Origin of the sequence: Pelodictyon luteolum DSM 273 (assembly GCF_000012485.1) — a bacterium.
Classification (GTDB): Bacteria; Bacteroidota; Chlorobiia; order Chlorobiales; family Chlorobiaceae; genus Chlorobium; species Chlorobium luteolum.
This window is the reverse complement of the sequence record NC_007512.1, coordinates 1,662,229-1,679,540: the sequence shown is the minus strand read 5'-3', so window position 1 is coordinate 1,679,540 and position 17,312 is coordinate 1,662,229. Positions and strand designations below refer to the sequence as shown.

The window sequence follows — 17,312 nt, the reverse complement described above, 5'->3', positions numbered from 1 at the left end:
GTAAGAGAACAAAGAGCCGCCGATATCGTCCTGATACCGGCGGCTCTTTGTTTTTCGTAGTGCCGTTCCGAGGATCGGTCTTTGGTCCGGCTTAGTATGCTTTTGCGAATACCACTTTCTGAGCTGCGGGTTTGCCGGAGTATATGCAGGTGCCGGGCTCGTTCATCCGGTAGCGTTCGATATAGCCGTCCTCTTCGGGAAGGACCCTGATGGTGGCTTTTGTCTCTTCCTTTATCTTTTCTTCAGTTTCGGCAGTGCCGTCCCAGTGTGCAATGACGAACCCTTTTTCGACAGCGGCCTTGAACTCTTCATAGCTGGAGGCTTCAACCGTATTCTCTTCACGGAACAGGAGGGCCTTCTGGTACATATCCTTCTGCATGGCATCGAGGATTTCCTGCACCGCCCCCGGGAGCGTCTCTCCGAGCTGCAGTTCACTCTTTTCGAGGGTGTCGCGACGTGCGGCGATGCAGATCCCTTTTTCAATATCGCGTGGGCCGACTTCAATGCGGACAGGAATGCCCTGCAGTTCATATTCGGCGAACTTCCAGCCGGGCGAGTTCTGTTCACTGCCGTCGACAAATGCGGGAATTCCAGCTGCTTTCAGAGATGCGGCCATGGCATCGGCCTGCTCCAGTACGGCAGCCTTGTCGCCTCGCAGAATCGGGATGATGACCACCTGGCGCGAGGCAAGTTTCGGGGGAAGCACAAGACCCCGGTCGTCGGAGTGGGCCATGATGAGCGCTCCGATGAGCCTGGTCGAAACACCCCAGCTGGTGGCCCATACGTAATCAAGACGGCTGTCTTTGGTCTGGAACTGGCAGTCGAAGGCCTTTGCAAAGTTCTGGCCGAGGTTGTGCGAGGTGCCTGCCTGAAGGGCCTTGCCGTCCTGCATCATCGCTTCGATGCAGTAAGTCTCCTCAGCGCCGGCGAATTTCTCGCTGTCGGTTTTCCGGCCCATGATGACCGGCATGGCCATGTATTCTTCAGCGAAGGTGCGGTAGACGTTGATCATCCGCATGACCTCCTCCTGCGATTCCTCGGGCGTTGCATGGGCGGTATGGCCTTCCTGCCAGAGGAATTCGGTGGTGCGAAGGAAGAGCCGGGTGCGCATCTCCCAGCGTACCACATTGGCCCACTGGTTGATGAGGATCGGCAGATCCCGGTATGACTGGATCCATTTTTTATAGGAGGACCAGATGATGGTTTCCGAAGTCGGACGTACGTAGAGCTTTTCGGCAAGTTCCTCTCCTCCTCCGTGGGTGACGACGGCGCATTCGGGCGCGAACCCTTCGATATGTTCCGCCTCCTTGGCGATGAAGCTTTCAGGGATGAAGAGGGGGAAGTAGGCGTTCACGTGGCCGGTTTCCTTGAACATCCGGTCAAGGGCAGCCTGCATCTTTTCCCAGATTGCATAGCCGTTCGGCCGGATGACCATGCAGCCGCGCACGTCGGAATAGTCTGCGAGTTTTGCCGAGCGGACCAGGTCGATGTACCACTGGGAATAGTCTTCGTTTCTTGCGGTGATTTTATCTGCCACGGATGTATGTGCTTAGGGTTGATGCTGCTGCTCTCGGGGAGCAAAAATATACGACTACTGCTCGAACTTTTTCATCTTTTCCATCAGGTTTTTCAGGTGGGCCTTGCGGTCCTGGCTGATTGGAGCTTCGTCCATGATGACCTTCCGGTACCCCCCGGGTACCCTGAATTCTGAGTCGGGGAGCTTTTTCGGCCATACCTGCACAAGTTCCATCCGGTTTGTTGAACCGCCGGAGGACTGGATGATGCGGACAGGGAATCCCTCGACGCCTGCCTGTTTGAGGGTTCGGGAGAGCGAGGTGTTCGAGAGCCGGGGGTTCTGCGACTGCAGGATGCGGAAGGTCGAAAAATCTCCGAGACCTTCGGCTACCCAGAGCTCGAGCCGTTCAGTGCTGCTTGTAAGACGGATGTGGCGGCAGGGGTATCCTTTCAGGGTTGTGTTCGCAAGGCGTTCGAGCCTGTAGTTGCTGTCGAAGTCGAGGAGCGTTGCGTTTTCAGCTGCCGAGCGGAGGTTCACAGGGGACCAGGACCCTGTGTCGTGGTTGATGATGATGGCTTCGTCCGGCCGCGATGCTCTGGTGATGACGGCAGTGCGCAGCGGATCGGGGACTCTCTGGAGCTGGACGAACATCTCCATTTTCTGGGCCCGGTCTCCGAAATAGTAGGTAACCTCAGCCTTGCCGGAGGGCATGGTAAGGAGCATTTCCATGACCCCTGTGAAAGTGGCTGCAGCAGTTGCTCTGCCGGGCAGGATGGAAGAGAGGAGGATGAGGAGAAGTGTCAGCAGTCTGTTCATCGGTATCGGGTCTGTTGGTACAGGGTCGCATGGTTTCAAGAAAACATAAAGCTACGCAAATATCGGAACATCCGCCGTGCCGCCGGTTTTTTATAATGCGGGGGAGGGTGTACATTCATGTTTCGCCGATCGCTATCAATGCACCCCCGGCGGCAATTCTCCAGACAAGGCAACCGTGACGAAACCGGCACAGGAATGGCAGGTCCGAGGCCTGCTGAAAACAACGGCGGAGTTTTTTCTCTCCAAAGGAGTCGATGAAGCGCGTCTCGGTGCTGAACTGCTGCTCGCGCACGTGCTCAAGATGGCACGTCTGGACCTCTATCTGCAGCACGAGCGGCCAGTATACCCCGATGAACTCGAGCGCTTCAGGGAGCTCTGCCGCCAGCGCCTCGGCGGCCGGCCGTTGCAGTACATCACCGGCGAGCAGTGGTTTTACGGTCTGCCATTCCATGTCGACCGGCGGGTGCTGATTCCCCGTCCCGAAACGGAGCTGCTTGTCGAGTTTGCCCTTGAGCTGCTTGAGTCAGATGGGGCCAGTGCCTCCGGGGTCCCGCGCATCCTCGATGCCGGCACCGGCAGCGGGTGCATCGCCCTGACCATGGCGATTCGTATGCCGACGCTGCAGGCCGTGGGGATCGATGTCTCCCTGGAGGCTCTTGAGGTCGCCCGCACCAATGCAGAGCGGCACGGAGCCGGGGATCGGGTATCGTTCGCCGTCGGCGACATGACGGACCCCTTGTTCTCGCCGCCAGGCGCCCCGTTCGACATGCTTGTCTCCAACCCGCCCTACATCCCTGAATCTGAATGGGCCGGCCTGCAGCCTGAGGTGCGGGACCATGAGCCGAAGCTGGCCCTTACGGTTCCGGTCGGGATGGAGTGTTACCGGGCACTGGCAGCTATGGCGGGCCGCCTCCTCAGGCCCGGCGGGCGGATCGCGCTGGAAATCCATGCGGACGGCGCCGGGGGGGTGGTGGAGCTCCTCGAAGAGGCGGGCATGCTGGATATCGTGGTAAAGAAAGATTACGCAGGCCTGAACAGGATCGTTCAGGGGCGGCTTCCCCGATGAAATTAATTGCCCCCATGCATTGTTTTTTCTTCACGGCAAACGGTTGGCTTCCCCCGTGCTTCCTCTGGCGGTGCGATGTTGTCGCGGCGGAGTGTTTTTCGTACATTCCCTTTTCTGTACGGGCAGCGTACTGTCAGGTATCAAAACAGGTAACAGTCAGATGGGTTCTCGTGAGTTGAACTTGCGGGAACGGCAGGTGCTGGGGATCATCATCCAGCTGTATGTGGTTACTGCCGCTCCTGTAGGCTCCAGGTACATAGCAAGGAATTACAGCCTCGGTCTTTCAGACGCCACGATACGCAATGTCATGGCTGATCTTGAGGCTGAAGGCTATATCAGCCAGCCCCATACGTCCGCAGGGCGGATTCCCACCGACCTCGGGTACCGCTACTACGTCGACCTCATCATGAAGGTGCAGCGCATCGACGAGGAGGAAAAGCGGCGGATGGAGTCGGATTTCGGTCCGATCAGCATGGAAGGAAGGGGGACCTCGGCCGAGGTCCTGGTATCTGCTGCGAAGGTTCTCGGGAGCATTTCGCGACAGCTCAGTGTCGTCCTTTCTCCGACCCTGTCGAATGCGGTTTTCGAGAAGCTCGACATGGTGCTTCTGAGTTCCACCAGGATGATGGTGGTGCTTTCCATCCAGTCGATGTTCGTCAAGACCATTGTCATGGAGCTGCAGCATGAACTGACGCGCCAGAAAGTCGACGAGGTCGTCGACCTGCTCAATGAACGGCTCTCGGGGTTGACACTTTCGGAAATCCGCCGTTCAATCACCCGCCGTCTGGCCGGCAGCAGCTGCGACACCAACCTGAAGGATCTTATCGTGCGCTCGGCAGACAGCCTGTTCGACGAGTCGCCCATTTTCGAGCGACTGTATATCTCGGGTGCGGAGTACATCGTGGAGCAACCGGAATTCAAGCAGCCGGAACGGGTACGGGAACTGATCACCATGATCGAAGACAAGTTCAGCGTTGCCCGCCTTGTCGAGGACATCGCGCCGAAGCAGGACCTCAAACGCACTGCCGGACATGACGTGTCGATCAGCATCGGGCGTGAGAACAGCGCACTGCAGGCTGAGGATTTGACCATCGTCTCAGCGCCATACTATGCAGGCAGCATGGTTGGAACGCTGGGGATACTGGGGCCGAAACGAATGGATTATGAACATGCCGTCCGTGTATTGAACTACATGGCGGACTGCCTGACAGCAACACTGTCGGATGTCAACTAAACACAATTTTCGATTCAATGATGAAAAAAGCAGAAGACCCATTGCAGGACAGGGAAGGAACGATACAGGAGCACACCGAAGGACAGGCAGGCACTGCTGCGGCGGACCAGTCGGCGGCAGTTGAAACGCCGGAATCGAGGATTGCCGGGCTTGAAAGAGAGGTGCAGGCAGAAAAAGAGCAGAACGGGAAGTTCCGCGATGAACTCCTTCGCCGTGCGGCCGAGTTCGAGAATTTCCGCAAGCAGAAAGAGCGCGAGGCCGTCATGGCTTCCCAGCGGGCGACGGACAACGTCCTGCGCGACCTGCTCACACTTGTCGACGATGTTGAGCGGGTGCTTGCCAATGTCCCCGAACCCGAAGAGATCCCGGCTGCGGCCAAGCCCTATATTGACGGCGTGGAGCTGTTGAAGAAAAACCTTGACCGCTGGCTCGAGTCGAAAGGGGTGAAGCCGATTGAAGCGATCGGAATGAAGCTCGATGTTGATTTCCACGAAGCCATTTCCCAGATCGAGCATCCCGATGCCGAACCGGAGACTATCGTCGAACAGTATCAGACAGGCTATCTCCTTGGTGACAGGGTACTGCGCCATGCGAAGGTCATCGTGGCCCGGTAACGGGATTTGGGCAGACAGAGAGCAATGAATCGAGACATAATTTTCCAGGTATTGAGATGAAAAGAGACTACTATGAGGTCCTTGGCGTAAGCCGCTCGGCAGACAAGGATGAAATAAAGAAGGCCTATCGGAAACTGGCCCTGAAATACCACCCCGACAAAAATCCAGACAACAAGGACGCCGAGGATCATTTCAAGGAGGTCAACGAGGCATATGAAGTACTGAGCAACGATGACAAGAGACGTCGTTACGACCAGTTCGGCCATGCCGGCGTCGGTTCTTCGGCAGCATCGGGCGGCGGTGGCGGCCAGTATGGCGGCGGAGCGGATTTCAGCGATATTTTCAGTGCATTCAACGACATGTTCGGTGGTGGTGGTGGCGGTTCACAGCGCAGGCGTGCTGCATCGGGGATTCCGGGTGTTGATCTGAAGATCCGTTTGAAGCTCACGCTCGAAGAGATTGCCAAGGGCGTTGAGAAGACAATCAAGATCAAAAAGCAGGTGCCCTGCAAGGAGTGCAACGGTTCGGGTTCAAAAACCGGAGCCACAGAGACCTGTCCCACCTGCCACGGTGCCGGAGAAGTCCGTCAGGCCTCAAAGACCATGTTCGGCCAGTTTGTCAACATCGCAGCCTGCCCGACCTGCGGCGGCGAGGGTCGGATCGTCAAGGACCGCTGCCCGTCATGCTACGGTGAGGGCATAAAGCAGGGTGAGGTGACGGTGAAGGTGAATGTGCCTGCCGGTGTGCAGGAGGGCAACTACCTCACCCTCCGCGGACAGGGTAATTCCGGACCGCGGGGCGGAGCTCCGGGCGACTTGATCGTGATGATCGAGGAGAAGCCGCATGAGCTCTTCGTACGCAACGGCGATGATGTCATCTACAGCCTTGCCGTCAGCTTCCCCGATCTCGTGCTTGGCACGAAGGTCGATGTCCCGACTCTGGAGGGCGCCGTAAAGCTTACCATCCCCGCCGGCACCCAGCCTGAAACCATGCTCCGCATTCCGGGTCATGGCATCGGCCATCTCCGGGGCTCGGGCAAGGGCGACCAGTATGTGAGGGTCAATGTGTATGTGCCCAAAGAGCTTACCCAACAGGATAAGGATCTTCTCCGCGACCTGCGCAAATCACCCTCGATCGCACCCGAGGCTCACAGTGCAGGGGGAGCGAAGAGCTTCTTTGAAAAAGCTCGCGACATCTTCGGCTGAACGTTTCCCGGGATGATGCACTTAAACGCAGGAAAGGCCGGATCATCCGGCCTTTCCTGCATTGTGGTGATCCGGCAGTGATTTCTTACATGCCGCCAAGGTCAGCTTTCGCTTCATTGAGGACTGCCGGGGTGATGGTGCTGTAGCCCATCTCTTCGGCATATTCTTCTACCCCGGTTTTGATGCGTCCGCGAAGGAACGAGGGCAGCCCGTTCAGTTCTTCTCTGGCCTCATCGCTCCAGTGCATCGACGTGTTTCGCTTTCGTGTGGCTTTTCTGTACGCCTCGGTCAGCTCGTCGACAAACTCTTTGATCACGGCAGGGTCCGAAAGCTGCTGCGGAGAGAAGATTTTTTCGGTGAGGATCTTGTTCGGCACCAGATGAATTTTCAGCTGGGGCATATAGAGCAGCGTAGCCATCGGTTCGGGGCTTCCGCAGGTGAGAAAGAGCGCTATCTTTTTGCGCTTCAGGTTTTTCTTCAGGTTGCTCTGCACGAGGGCGCCGAGCAGCTGCGAGGAGACCAGGAGATAGTAGATCGGCGCTCCCATGATGACCACGTCGAACTCCTGGATGAAGCTGTAGTCTGCCTGTGCCTTGCACTTTGCCTTTTCGACATAGGCACCGGTTCTGGCCAGTTCCAGACCGATGGAGTCAATGAGCCGGTCGGTCGATCCTCCCGCAGTCTTGCTGTCGTAAAGGATGATGGCCTTCATCGGCGCGGCGTTCTGTTGCGTCATAAGAGAAAAGGATGGTTTCAGCTGAATGTGCGGTGTATTGTTGTACCGGAATTATAATACATTACCCCCTAAATCACTAATCACCCCCGTTGGCAGACTACTGCAGGGTGGGAGATCATAAATGAAAAAGGCGCCGGTGTAGGCGCCTTTTTCATGTTCGTATGGATGGACTGGCTCAAACGAAGTTCGAGTAGATCTCCAGGAGGTCGGTGACCCTGGTGGAGTAGCCGAGTTCGTTGTCGTACCAGCCGACAACCTTGACCATCGTGCCTGCGCTCATGGTGAGGAGCGAGTCGAAGACGCAGGAGTGCGGGTTGCCGACGATGTCCTGAGAGACGATCGGGTCGGTGCAGTATTCGAGGTAGCCTTTCATCGGACCATCAGCGGCGACTTTCATCGCGGCGTTGATCTCTTCCTTGGTGGCAGGCTTCATCAGGATGGCGGTAAGGTCGGTCATGGAGCCGTCCGGCACGGGAACCCTGACAGCAAAACCGTCAAGCTTGCCTGCGAGTTCCGGGATGACTTCGCCGATTGCCTTGGCGGCACCGGTGCTTGTCGGGATCATCGACACGGCTGCAGAGCGGGCGCGGCGAAGGTCCTTATGCGGAAGATCGAGGATGTTCTGGTCGTTGGTGTAGGCATGGATGGTGGTCATGAACCCTTTCTCGATGCCGAAGCTGTCCTCAAGCACCTTAACCATCGGGGCGAGGCAGTTGGTGGTGCAGCTTGCGTTCGAGATGATCTCTTCGCTGCCGGTGATCAGGTCGCCATTGACACCGAGCACGATGGTTGCGTCGATTTTGTCCTTTGCGGGAGCGGAGATGATGACCTTCTTCGCGCCGGCGGTGATGTGCTTGTATGCGGCTTCACGAGAGGTGAAGATGCCGGTGGATTCGACGACGAGGTCGCAGCCGAGAGCCTTCCAGGGGAGGTTCAGGGGATCGCGCTCTGCGGTGATGGTGATGGTCTTGCCGTTGATGACGAGGTTGTTGCCCTCGACGGTTATTTCACCGTTGAATTTCTTGTGGGTCGAATCGTATTTCAGGAGGTGTGCGAGGGTTTTGGTGTCGCACAGGTCGTTGATGGCAACGATTTCGAATTTCGGATTGTCCATGGCCTGGCGGAAAACCAGACGCCCGATGCGTCCGAATCCGTTGATGCCGACTTTCACTTTAGTCATGATGTCTGTCCTGTGGGGTGATTGGTTATGGGCTGTATGAGTGAATACCTGATGCAGTGAGCAATTTTTTTCAATGCAAAAAATATGAATGAAGATATACTTTCATTGTCTAAATATTCAGCCGATCCTCATTTTTTTTGAAAACTTTCTGTGAATGCTGACTTCAGTCCCGCGAAACTTCCATTCGTGAGCATGAGCACGACATCGTTTGGCTGCAGGTTTTCATGGAGAAAGCGGACGATGTCGCCGGGGTAGTCATCGGGGTCCGCTCCGGCGAGGAAAACGGTTTTGCCCTCTCTTTCCAGTGCTTCCTTGAGCTTCCCGGTATCAAGGCTTCCCCCGGGGCCGTAACGCTCAGGGCGGTGCACCTTTCCCATCACCACAACCTCGGCCGGCCCGAAGCAGGCGGCCAGCTCATCTTGGAAGATGTTGCGGGTGGTCGTGTTCGAGCGCGGCTCGAAGCAGGTGAGGATGCGCCTCCGGGGCCAGCGTTCCCTGATGGCTTCAAGCGTGACCCTGATGGCCGTAGGGTGGTGGGCGAAATCCTCGACGAGGGTGATGTTGCCCTCGAACGTACCGATGGTTTCCATTCTGCGTTTCGGGCGGAGAAAGCCAGGCAGCCCTTCTTCTACCTGTTCAAGCGTCATTCCGGCAAGGGTGGCGACGGCGATGGAGGCCACGGTGTTCGTTATGTTGTAGTTTCCGAACAGGGGGGCGTGGAAGCGCTGCAAAAGGCTCCCTTTATAATACACGTCGAATGTGGAGCCCTCCTCTCCGACGTCTATGTTCCCGGCCATCCAGTCGCAGCCTTCCGTGAGCCCGAACGTCTCCAGCCTGCACCGTGCTCCCGCGGCTACCTCCATTGCGACGGGGTCGTCGCCGTTGACGATGAGCGCCCCTTTTGAGGGGATGAGGTTGACGAGCAGCCGGAAGCTCCGCTTGATCTCCTCGAGTGAATTGAAAATGTCGGCGTGGTCGAATTCGACGTTATTTATAAGGGCGATGTCGGGGCGGTAGAGCAGGAACTTGCTTCGCTTGTCGAAAAAGGCGGTGTCGTACTCGTCTCCCTCGCTGACAAAGAACCCTGCTTCGCTGCGTCCCGACGGCCGGCATCCGATCCCGAAGTTTTCCGGGATGCCGCCGACGAGGAACCCCGGTTTCAGTCCACCGGATTCGAGCAGCCAGGCGATGATGGACGTGGTCGTGGTTTTGCCGTGGGTTCCGGCGACGACGATTGACGTGTTGCGGCCGATCAGCTCCCGGCGGACAAGATCGGGCATCGCCACCAACTCCATTCTTTCGTTCAGGGCATATTCGAGTTCTTCGTTGCCCCGGCTTACCGCATTGCCGACCACAACCATGTCCGGCATCACCTGTTTCAGGTTCTCGGGGTTGAAGCCGTTGAAATAGCGGATGTTGTGTTCTTCAAGGTAGGTGCTCATGGGCGGGTAGAGCCCCGTGTCGGATCCCGTGACTGCGTGACCGATGCGGGAGAGTGCAACCGCTACCGATGCCATTGCCGTTCCGCCGATGCCGATGAAGTAGATGGAGCTCATATGCTGCTGGTGCCGTATAGGGTGAGGAGTCCCCTGAAACCGCTTCATGCTGCCGTAAGGGACCTGTTGGTGATATATACGAAAAATCAAAAAATGGCGTGCCTGAAAAAGATGCCGGATAGAGCGGAAGAGGGTGAAAAGTGCAGAGTCTTGTTTCACGAAGAGCGTATGCGTATGATTGCTCTGTAGGGCTTTTCCGGAGGGGCGCTGCGGCAAGCACTTCCCCCGCAATCCTTATTCCCTGTAGAGCTATGCCGGACGATATCGTTGAAGAACAAATCTATGAAGGCGCGGATTTCCGCGATTCGCCTCTTTCTGCCGGGGTGTATGACGGATGTTCATTTGTGGGGTGCGTGTTCCGGGCTACAACCCTTTCCACCATGGCGTCCTCAATGACATCTTCAATGACCTCCTCCATGACATCTTCAATGACGTTCCGGGAGTGCGTATTCAGGAACTGCGACTGCAGCCTCATGGAGGTGGATGGCACGAGCTTTCAGGACACGGTGTTCCAGGGATGCCGTCTGGAGGGCGTGCAGTTCGCCCGGTGCCGAAAGGTATTGCTTTCGTTTTCGTTCGAGGCCTCTATGCTGCGCCTCGCCTCCTTTGCCGGGCTTGATATCCGCGGCACCCGTTTCGAGGGGTGCGAGCTTTATGAGACCGACTTCAGCGACGCAGATCTCCGGGGAGCGGTGTTCGCCGACTGCGATCTCCAGCGGGCTGCCTTCATGCACACGAACCTTGAAAAAGCTGATTTCCGTACGGCCCGCAACTACTCCTTCCGTCCGGATCTCAACCGGATCGGCAAGGCCCGCTTTTGCCTGCCGGAACTCACAGGTCTCCTTGAGGGCTATGGCATCCGCATAGAGTGACGGCCTCCCGGGCCGGCTTTTTTTCGGTGGGGAAGAATGCGGGGAATCCGTACTTTGAGCAACAGTTTTTAAAGAAATCAACCGCTCAACCCTACTTTGCCATGCAATTCATCGACCTTGTTACCCAGAAAGACCGGATCCGCGGGGCCGTGATGGCCCGTCTCGAGTCCATCGTAGACCGTGCCCAGTTCATCATGGGGCCCGAAGTGGCTGAGCTTGAGTCGAAGCTGGCGGCCTATGCAGGTACGAAGCACTGCCTTTCATGCTCTTCGGGTACCGACGCGCTCCTCATTGCCCTCATGGCCAAAGGGATCGGCCCCGGCGATGCGGTGCTGACGACACCCTTCACGTTCGTGGCGACGGCCGAAGTAGTGAGCCTCACTGGAGCGACGCCAGTGTTTGTCGACATCGACCCCGATACATTCAATATCGATCCTGCTCTGCTTGAGAAAGGGGTGCTGGAAGCCCGGGCCCGGGGTCTGGAACCCAAAGCGCTCATTCCTGTCGACCTTTTCGGCCTCGCTGCCGACTACACGCGGCTCGAGGCCGAAGCCCTGCGGCTCGGGCTCTGGATCCTCGAGGATGCCTGCCAGGGGTTCGGCGGAGCGCAGGGCGGCAAAAAAGCCGGAAGTTTCGGCCTTGTCGGTGCGACCTCGTTTTTTCCGGCCAAGCCGCTCGGCTGCTGGGGGGATGGCGGTGCGATCTTCACCGACAACGACGAACTCGCAGCGCTCATGGTGTCGGTGCGGGTGCACGGAGGCGGCGTCGACAAGTACAGCAATGTGCGCATCGGCCTGAATGGACGGCTTGATTCAATGCAGGCGGCTGTACTGCTTGAGAAACTGGAGATTTTTGACGAGGAACTGATGCTCCGAGACCGTGTAGCCAAGGCTTACAGCAGCAGCCTCGGTGGCAGACTGAAGGTGCCTGTGGTCCCGGACGGGTACCGTTCCGCCTGGGCGCAGTACTCGGTGCTCGCCCGGGACAGCTCCGATCGTGAAAAGCTGATGGGAGCCCTCCAGAAAGAGGGCATTCCTTCGGTCATCTATTACAAGATCCCCCTGCACCTGCAGGAGGCCTACGGCGACCTTGGCTACAAAGCGGGCGATTTCCCTGTTACCGAGGATATGGCCTCACGGGTCTTCTCTCTGCCGATGCACCCCTACCTGAAAGAAGAGGAGATAGAGCAGGTCTGTTCCGTTCTTCTTGCCTGAACCCCTCCCCTCCGGCCTCCGGTCAGGCTGCCTGTCCTTCCTCCCGGGCAGGTACTCTACCGGGGGCTTTCAGCCGTACGTAGATTCCCCCCAGCATCACCAGCATGTTGATGGCTCCGACCACGAGGAACGGGGCCTTCGGGCTGAACATGTCAAACATCCTTCCCCCGATGGTGGTGATGATGAGGATGCCAACCGCACCGCTGATATTGAACATCCCGATCACCGATCCCCGCTCCGCCCTCGGCGCCTCCTGGCCGATGAGTGACTGTGCGCCGAGGAAGGAGCTGATCTGGCCGATGCCGAGCAGGACGAAGAAGATGATCGAGAATCCGTCATGCGGATTGTCGATGAAGACGAGCGAAAGGTAGCCGAGGGTGGCGAGCCCCATGCATACAGTGAGTGCGGTGACACGGTTCCAACGGTCGATGAGGGGACCGATGACGGGTGCCCAGAGGAGAGCGGCGGCTTGGGATATGATGAAGATGAGGGTTCCTTTCCTGACGGCTTCGGCCGGCGCCATGCCCATGGCGATGCCGGCCGTAATTCCCCAGAGCGGAAGGAACGTGCCGATGATCGACTGGTCGCCGCGCGCGACGAACGCCGCACCGTAGGAGAGCAGGATGCGCGGGTTCTTTGCGTGCGCCACACCGCTCCTCAGAAGGGCTTTGAGGGGCGGCCGCTCCTCTTTGCGGACCGGCGTTCCGCCCTTCAGGCCGAATGCCAGCACCAGCGCGGTTACAAGAGCGAGGGCGGCGATTGAAAGGTGGGCAATTGTGCCGGCCTCGATGCCGGTGAATCCCCGGGCTATGAGCTTTTCAGGCATGCCGCCGAAAAACTGGTTGAGGGTGACGATGCCGAGCCCGTTGAGGAATCCGGTCACGGCGATGAGCTTGCCGCGGGAGCGTTCTGCCGGGTAGTCGACCATGATTGTGGCAAGGCCTGCCGTGACGGCGACGATGCCGAGCGCGTAAATGACGCGGCTGAGTGTCAGGGCTGCAATGGTTGTGGAGTAAGGGTAGAGGGAGTACGAGATGGCGAGCAGCAGCATGCCGGCGATGTAGACCGGTTTTCTGCCGATGCGGTCCATCACGACCCCTGCCGGCACGAAGAAGAGCAGGGCGACGACCTCCGTCCAGAAAACCAGGTTGCCGCTGATGGTACCCTGCTGGTCGATGGGGATGTGGAGATGCTCGTTGAGGATATAGGCCTGGCCGATCGAGACGAAGGTCACGAGCCCGATAGAGACAAAGGCGGCGTAGAGGAAGGTCCATGCGTTTTTCGGCATGACTTCGGGCGCAAGGATGACCGGCCCGATTTTCTTTTCGTTCGGAGTGGTGGTGTGCACTTGGTTCAGGGGTTATTGCAGCGGTGTACAGAGCTGAAGCCGGCCGTCCTGCATCCGGAGGCAGCGGTCTGACATGCCGGCGTAAGTTTCATTATGGGTGACGATGATGAACGAGGTCCGGCGTTCTTTCGAGAGGGCAGCCATCAGTTCGTACAGGCGCTGGCTGTTTTCGCTGTCGAGGTTTCCGCTCGGCTCGTCGGCCAGCACCAGTTTCGGCTGGTTCATGAGTGCACGGGCGATGGCGACCCGCTGCTGTTCTCCACCCGAAAGCTCCGAGGGAAGATGGTTGAGACGCCCGGAGAGCCCGAGTTCCTGAAGGAGCAGGGCGGCGCGCTCTTTTGCCGGCTGCAGCCTGCCCGTGGCGATGAACTCAGCCATAGCTACGTTTTCCTGGGCAGTGAAGTCGGAAAGAAGGTGGTGGAACTGGAATATGAACCCGATCCTCCGGTTGCGGAACCGCGCCAGCTCCTTTTTCGTCATGCGGTACCTTCCGTCCTGAAAGAGCGGTTCCCCCTCAAAAAAGATGCTTCCGCCATCGGGCGTGTCGAGTGTGCCGAGCATGTTGAGGAGCGTCGTCTTGCCGCTTCCCGAGGCTCCGATGATGGTGACCATCTCACCTTCCGCCGCCGAAAGGTCGGCTTCGCGGAGGATCGGCAGGGGCGGGCGGCCCGGCAGTGCGTAGGATTTCGTGATGCCTCTGGCTTCGAAGAGCATGCTCATAGGGGCCTGGTCTGTCCATCACCCTCGATCATCCACTTGTAGGTGGTGAGCTCCTTGAGGGCCATGGGTCCCCTGGCGTGGAGTTTCTGGGTGCTGATGCCGATTTCGGCACCGAGCCCGAACTGGGCTCCGTCGGTGAATGCGGTTGAGGCGTTGTGGTAGACCACCGCTGCGTCGACCCGCTTGAAAAACTCCGCTTTTACCGCGTTGTCCCGGGTGATGAGGGCTTCGCTGTGGCGCGAGCTGTAGGTCGCGATATGGCTCAGCGCCTCATCAAGGGTATCGACGGTTTTTACCGACATCTTCAGCGAGAGGAACTCTGTTCCGTAATGTTCAGGTTCGGCATGCTTAAGCAGTGTTGCCGGGTAGGAGGGGAGAAGCTCGAGGTAGGATCGTTTGTCGGCAAAGATGATGACCTGATGCTCGCTTAGCGGCCGGCAGAGTTCTGCGAGATCTCCGAGGCGGTCGCTGTGGATGATGAGGGTGTCGAGGGCATTGCAGACGCTCGGGCGCCTTGTCTTTGCGTTCAGGACGATGGCTTTGGCCATTTCCATGTCGGCGTCTCGGTCCACATAGGTGTGCACGATGCCGGCCCCTGTTTCTATTACCGGGACCTTGGCCGTGTTGCGGACATGGTCAATCAGCTGCTGGCTGCCGCGGGGGATGATCATGTCGATTTTGCCGACTGCTTCCATCATGATGGTTGCCGCTTCCCGCTCTGAGGGCAGGAGGTAGAGGATGTCGGGGCTGATGCCGTGGTCCTGCAGGACAGTATGGATGAGCTCCGCTATGGCCCGGTTTGAGTGGTCAGCATCACTGCCGCCTTTGAGTACGGTGGCGTTGCCGGATTTCAGGCAGAGTGCGAAGACATCGAAGGTGACGTTGGGCCGTGCTTCATAGATGATGCCGATGACCCCGATCGGCACCGATGCCTTACGGAGGCTGAGGCCGCTCGAAAGAGTGCGTTCCTCAAGGGTGATGTCGAGCGGGGAGGGGAGCGAGGCGACGTTCCTCATGTCGGCTGCGATTCCCTCGAGGCGTTTTTCATCAAGAAGCAGCCGGTCGTACATCGGGTTCGAGCGCTCCATTTTTTCAAGATCCTTCCGGTTCGCTTCGAGGATGGCCTGGGCGCTCGAGGTGATGCGGCCGGCAAGGTCCTCCAGGACCTTGTTGATGTTCTGGTCGCTGAGGGTGACGATATTGCGGCTTGCCTGCCGAACCGCCTCAAGCTGCTCCATGATGGTGTCGGAGAGGGTCATGTGTCCGGTTTCCTTACTGGGGTTCATACTGCATGGCTGGATCAACTCTTGCTAACGATGTCCGGGTCCCCGGCGTTCAGGCTTTTTTCACGAATTCCGATTTCAGCTGCATCGCCCCGAATCCGTCGATTCTGCAGTCGATGTCATGGTCGCCTTCGACGAGGCGGATGTTCTTCACCTTCGTGCCCCCTTTGATCGGTGCGGAAGCGCCTTTCACTTTCAGGTCCTTGATGACGGTCACGGTGTCGCCATCCTGCAGGATCGTGCCGTTCGCATCCTTCCACACACGGGTCGCTTCTGTCGCCGCATCCCCCGTGCGGGTCCATTCATGAGCGCATTCGGGGCAGACGAGAAGGGCTCCGACCTCATAGGTGTATTCGGAGTTGCATTTCGGACAGTTCGGGAGGTTGCTCATGGTAATAGGGTGTGTTATGGTGATTCGATGGTCGTTGTTACTCGGGCTTGATGTAGAGGTAATCGTAATGGATTATCGGTTTTTCGCCCTTCTTGCCCATGGCGGCGCGGGCTTTTTCGTCGCTGCAGCAGGCCATGCCGTAGCCGATGACCTTGCCGTTTTCAGAGCATATCCTGATGACATCTCCTTTTGAGAAAGAGCCTTCCACTCCGGTGACGCCAACGGGAAGAAGGCTGCTGGCCCGTTCCCCGGAGGTGAGTGCGCTTTGAGCTCCTTCGTTGATGATTACGGCCCCTTTTTCAAGCCCTTCGCTGTGGGCAATCCACTGTTTGCGACCGTGCTTGGGCTTCTGGGCGGGGAAGCGGGTGCCGACCTCTTCGCCGCCGGCAATCTGCTGCAGGATGCCGGGGGTGGTGCCGTTGGCGATGTGCACGGTGATGCCGAGGCGCGACAGCTTGTTGGCGATGTTGCATTTGGTGAGCATGCCACCGCGCCCGAACTCCGACTTGGTCGGCCGGACGAACTGGCTGAAGTTTTTCGATGCAGGCTCGATTTCCCGGATGAGCTTTTTCTCTTCACCCGTCATGTCGAAGAGCCCGTCGACGTTGGAGAGGATGATATGGGCATCGACCTGCATCATCGAGGCGATCAGGCCCGACAGTTCGTCATTGTCGGTGAACATCAGCTCGGTGACTGCGACAGCGTCGTTTTCGTTGACGATGGGGATGATTTTCTGCTGGAGCAGGGCATTCAGACAGGTACGCATGTTGAGGTAGTGCTGGCGGTCGCGGAAGTCCTCCCTGGTGACAAGGATCTGTGCGGCAAGCATGTCGTGCTCTGCGAAGCGGTCGGCGTAAGCGTTGACAAGGCGGATCTGGCCGGTTGCGGCCAGAACCTGGCGGGCTTCCACCGTCGTCATGCTTCCGGATGGCTTGACGATGCTCCTGCCGGCCCCCACGGCGCCCGACGAAACGAGGATAACCTTCACTCCGGCGGAGGCGAGTTCAGCAATCCCCCGGGTGAGATCGGCGATGATTGCAGGATCAAGACGCCCGTCCTTGCCTGTGATGACGTTGGTGCCGACCTTGACGACGATTTTTCTGTAGACCCGATGAGCCTGGTTCATGTCACTGTTATACTGCATGTTGCTGGGAGAGGTGCAGGCCTGCCACGCCGATGATGATAAGCCCGAGAGAGATGATTTTGACGGGGTTGATGGCTTCGGCAAACCATATGACGCCAATCATTGAGACCAATGCCGTTCCCAGTCCCGCCCAAATGGCATAGGACATGCCAATCGGAAGTACTTTCAGGGCCTGTCCAAGCAAGGTAAAACTCAGGGTGTAAAAAATAAAGACAAAAACAGATGGTACCAGCTTTGTGAAGCCGTCGGAAAACTTGAGGCATGTCGTGCCTGCCACTTCAGTGGCAATGGCCATGAATAGTGCTATCCAGTGCATGGTTCAGTGGTGAGGAGGTTTCAACGTCCGATGATTGTTTCCGCGCTCAATATACAAACTCTCACGAGGAGGCGGAGCGTGTTTTCCAGAGTGCCTTCCGG

Annotated in this window: 17 protein-coding genes; 6 read left to right on the top strand and 11 right to left on the bottom strand. The window is 58.0% G+C overall.

Annotated elements, in window-relative coordinates:
• Positions 1–91 precede the first annotated feature (91 nt).
• Positions 92–1,537, bottom strand: coding sequence for a proline--tRNA ligase (gene proS / locus PLUT_RS07730; protein WP_011358223.1), 1,446 nt, complete (start codon positions 1,535–1,537; stop codon positions 92–94).
• A 54-nt stretch (positions 1,538–1,591) separates the two neighbouring features.
• The gene (locus PLUT_RS07725; RefSeq protein WP_011358222.1) at positions 1,592–2,332 is read right to left on the bottom strand and encodes a DUF4412 domain-containing protein; all 741 of its coding nucleotides are present in this window, start codon (positions 2,330–2,332) and stop codon (positions 1,592–1,594) included.
• A 175-nt stretch (positions 2,333–2,507) separates the two neighbouring features.
• On the opposite strand from PLUT_RS07725, the gene prmC reads away from it, so the two are divergent.
• The 4 genes from prmC to dnaJ all read left to right on the top strand — a co-directional run bounded on the left by prmC (position 2,508) and on the right by dnaJ (position 6,451).
• On the top strand, positions 2,508–3,398 hold the full coding sequence (gene prmC, locus PLUT_RS07720; RefSeq protein WP_011358221.1) for a peptide chain release factor N(5)-glutamine methyltransferase: 891 nt from the start codon (positions 2,508–2,510) through the stop codon (positions 3,396–3,398).
• Between the two features lie 160 nt (positions 3,399–3,558).
• The gene (gene hrcA, locus PLUT_RS07715) at positions 3,559–4,632 is read left to right on the top strand and encodes a heat-inducible transcriptional repressor HrcA (RefSeq protein ID WP_011358220.1); all 1,074 of its coding nucleotides are present in this window, start codon (positions 3,559–3,561) and stop codon (positions 4,630–4,632) included.
• 17 nt (positions 4,633–4,649) lie between these two features.
• Positions 4,650–5,246 (top strand): nucleotide exchange factor GrpE, encoded by a 597-nt coding sequence (locus PLUT_RS07710; RefSeq protein ID WP_011358219.1) that lies wholly within the window; start codon positions 4,650–4,652, stop codon positions 5,244–5,246.
• Positions 5,247–5,302: 56 nt separating this feature from the next.
• Complete coding sequence (dnaJ, locus tag PLUT_RS07705; RefSeq protein ID WP_011358218.1) at positions 5,303–6,451, top strand: molecular chaperone DnaJ; 1,149 nt, start codon at positions 5,303–5,305, stop codon at positions 6,449–6,451.
• 85 nt (positions 6,452–6,536) lie between these two features.
• Here the strand turns inward: dnaJ and PLUT_RS07700 are convergent, their stop codons facing one another.
• From PLUT_RS07700 to PLUT_RS07690, 3 genes are all read right to left on the bottom strand, one after another.
• Positions 6,537–7,187: a flavodoxin domain-containing protein gene (locus PLUT_RS07700; protein WP_011358217.1), complete on the bottom strand. Its 651-nt coding sequence runs from the start codon at positions 7,185–7,187 to the stop codon at positions 6,537–6,539.
• A 175-nt stretch (positions 7,188–7,362) separates the two neighbouring features.
• Entirely contained in the window at positions 7,363–8,367 is a 1,005-nt protein-coding gene (gene gap, locus PLUT_RS07695) for a type I glyceraldehyde-3-phosphate dehydrogenase (protein ID WP_011358216.1), read from the bottom strand.
• Between the two features lie 128 nt (positions 8,368–8,495).
• Complete coding sequence (locus PLUT_RS07690; protein WP_041463867.1) at positions 8,496–9,923, bottom strand: UDP-N-acetylmuramate--L-alanine ligase; 1,428 nt, start codon at positions 9,921–9,923, stop codon at positions 8,496–8,498.
• Positions 9,924–10,174: 251 nt separating this feature from the next.
• On the opposite strand from PLUT_RS07690, the gene PLUT_RS11560 reads away from it, so the two are divergent.
• Positions 10,175–10,795, top strand: coding sequence for a pentapeptide repeat-containing protein (locus PLUT_RS11560; protein ID WP_011358214.1), 621 nt, complete (start codon positions 10,175–10,177; stop codon positions 10,793–10,795).
• A 101-nt stretch (positions 10,796–10,896) separates the two neighbouring features.
• Positions 10,897–12,009 carry a DegT/DnrJ/EryC1/StrS family aminotransferase gene (locus tag PLUT_RS07675; protein WP_011358213.1) on the top strand — a complete coding sequence of 371 codons (1,113 nt, stop codon included), beginning with the start codon at positions 10,897–10,899 and terminating at the stop codon, positions 12,007–12,009.
• Positions 12,010–12,031: 22 nt separating this feature from the next.
• Here the strand turns inward: PLUT_RS07675 and PLUT_RS07670 are convergent, their stop codons facing one another.
• The 6 genes from PLUT_RS07670 to PLUT_RS07645 all read right to left on the bottom strand — a co-directional run bounded on the left by PLUT_RS07670 (position 12,032) and on the right by PLUT_RS07645 (position 17,211).
• Positions 12,032–13,297, bottom strand: a complete 1,266-nt coding sequence (locus tag PLUT_RS07670) for an MFS transporter (RefSeq protein ID WP_049752426.1) — start codon at positions 13,295–13,297, stop codon at positions 12,032–12,034.
• A 72-nt stretch (positions 13,298–13,369) separates the two neighbouring features.
• Positions 13,370–14,077 (bottom strand): ABC transporter ATP-binding protein, encoded by a 708-nt coding sequence (locus PLUT_RS07665; protein ID WP_011358211.1) that lies wholly within the window; start codon positions 14,075–14,077, stop codon positions 13,370–13,372.
• Positions 14,074–15,363: a glutamate-5-semialdehyde dehydrogenase gene (locus PLUT_RS07660; RefSeq protein WP_011358210.1), complete on the bottom strand. Its 1,290-nt coding sequence runs from the start codon at positions 15,361–15,363 to the stop codon at positions 14,074–14,076. The genes PLUT_RS07665 and PLUT_RS07660 overlap by 4 nt, the downstream gene beginning before the upstream one ends.
• 49 nt (positions 15,364–15,412) lie before the next feature.
• On the bottom strand, positions 15,413–15,751 hold the full coding sequence (locus PLUT_RS07655; RefSeq protein WP_011358209.1) for a zinc ribbon domain-containing protein YjdM: 339 nt from the start codon (positions 15,749–15,751) through the stop codon (positions 15,413–15,415).
• 37 nt (positions 15,752–15,788) lie between these two features.
• On the bottom strand, positions 15,789–16,895 hold the full coding sequence (gene proB, locus PLUT_RS07650; protein WP_011358208.1) for a glutamate 5-kinase: 1,107 nt from the start codon (positions 16,893–16,895) through the stop codon (positions 15,789–15,791).
• Positions 16,885–17,211 carry a DMT family transporter gene (locus PLUT_RS07645; protein ID WP_011358207.1) on the bottom strand — a complete coding sequence of 109 codons (327 nt, stop codon included), beginning with the start codon at positions 17,209–17,211 and terminating at the stop codon, positions 16,885–16,887. The genes proB and PLUT_RS07645 overlap by 11 nt, the downstream gene beginning before the upstream one ends.
• Between the last annotated feature and the right edge of the window lie 101 nt (positions 17,212–17,312).

Bases quoted from the DNA above. Each gene is read 5' to 3' on its own strand.
- PLUT_RS07725 (WP_011358222.1), bottom strand. From the start codon at position 2,332: ATGAACAGACTGCTGACACTTCTCCTCATCCTCCTCTCTTCCATCCTG.
- hrcA (WP_011358220.1), top strand. From the start codon at position 3,559: ATGGGTTCTCGTGAGTTGAACTTGCGGGAACGGCAGGTGCTGGGGATC.
- PLUT_RS07710 (WP_011358219.1), top strand. From the start codon at position 4,650: ATGATGAAAAAAGCAGAAGACCCATTGCAGGACAGGGAAGGAACGATA.
- dnaJ (WP_011358218.1), top strand. From the start codon at position 5,303: ATGAAAAGAGACTACTATGAGGTCCTTGGCGTAAGCCGCTCGGCAGAC.
- PLUT_RS07700 (WP_011358217.1), bottom strand. From the start codon at position 7,187: ATGACGCAACAGAACGCCGCGCCGATGAAGGCCATCATCCTTTACGAC.
- gap (WP_011358216.1), bottom strand. From the start codon at position 8,367: ATGACTAAAGTGAAAGTCGGCATCAACGGATTCGGACGCATCGGGCGT.
- PLUT_RS07690 (WP_041463867.1), bottom strand. From the start codon at position 9,923: ATGAGCTCCATCTACTTCATCGGCATCGGCGGAACGGCAATGGCATCG.
- PLUT_RS11560 (WP_011358214.1), top strand. From the start codon at position 10,175: ATGCCGGACGATATCGTTGAAGAACAAATCTATGAAGGCGCGGATTTC.
- PLUT_RS07675 (WP_011358213.1), top strand. From the start codon at position 10,897: ATGCAATTCATCGACCTTGTTACCCAGAAAGACCGGATCCGCGGGGCC.
- PLUT_RS07670 (WP_049752426.1), bottom strand. From the start codon at position 13,297: ATGCCGAAAAACGCATGGACCTTCCTCTACGCCGCCTTTGTCTCTATC.
- PLUT_RS07665 (WP_011358211.1), bottom strand. From the start codon at position 14,077: ATGAGCATGCTCTTCGAAGCCAGAGGCATCACGAAATCCTACGCACTG.
- PLUT_RS07660 (WP_011358210.1), bottom strand. From the start codon at position 15,363: ATGAACCCCAGTAAGGAAACCGGACACATGACCCTCTCCGACACCATC.
- PLUT_RS07655 (WP_011358209.1), bottom strand. From the start codon at position 15,751: ATGAGCAACCTCCCGAACTGTCCGAAATGCAACTCCGAATACACCTAT.
- proB (WP_011358208.1), bottom strand. From the start codon at position 16,895: ATGCAGTATAACAGTGACATGAACCAGGCTCATCGGGTCTACAGAAAA.
- PLUT_RS07645 (WP_011358207.1), bottom strand. From the start codon at position 17,211: ATGCACTGGATAGCACTATTCATGGCCATTGCCACTGAAGTGGCAGGC.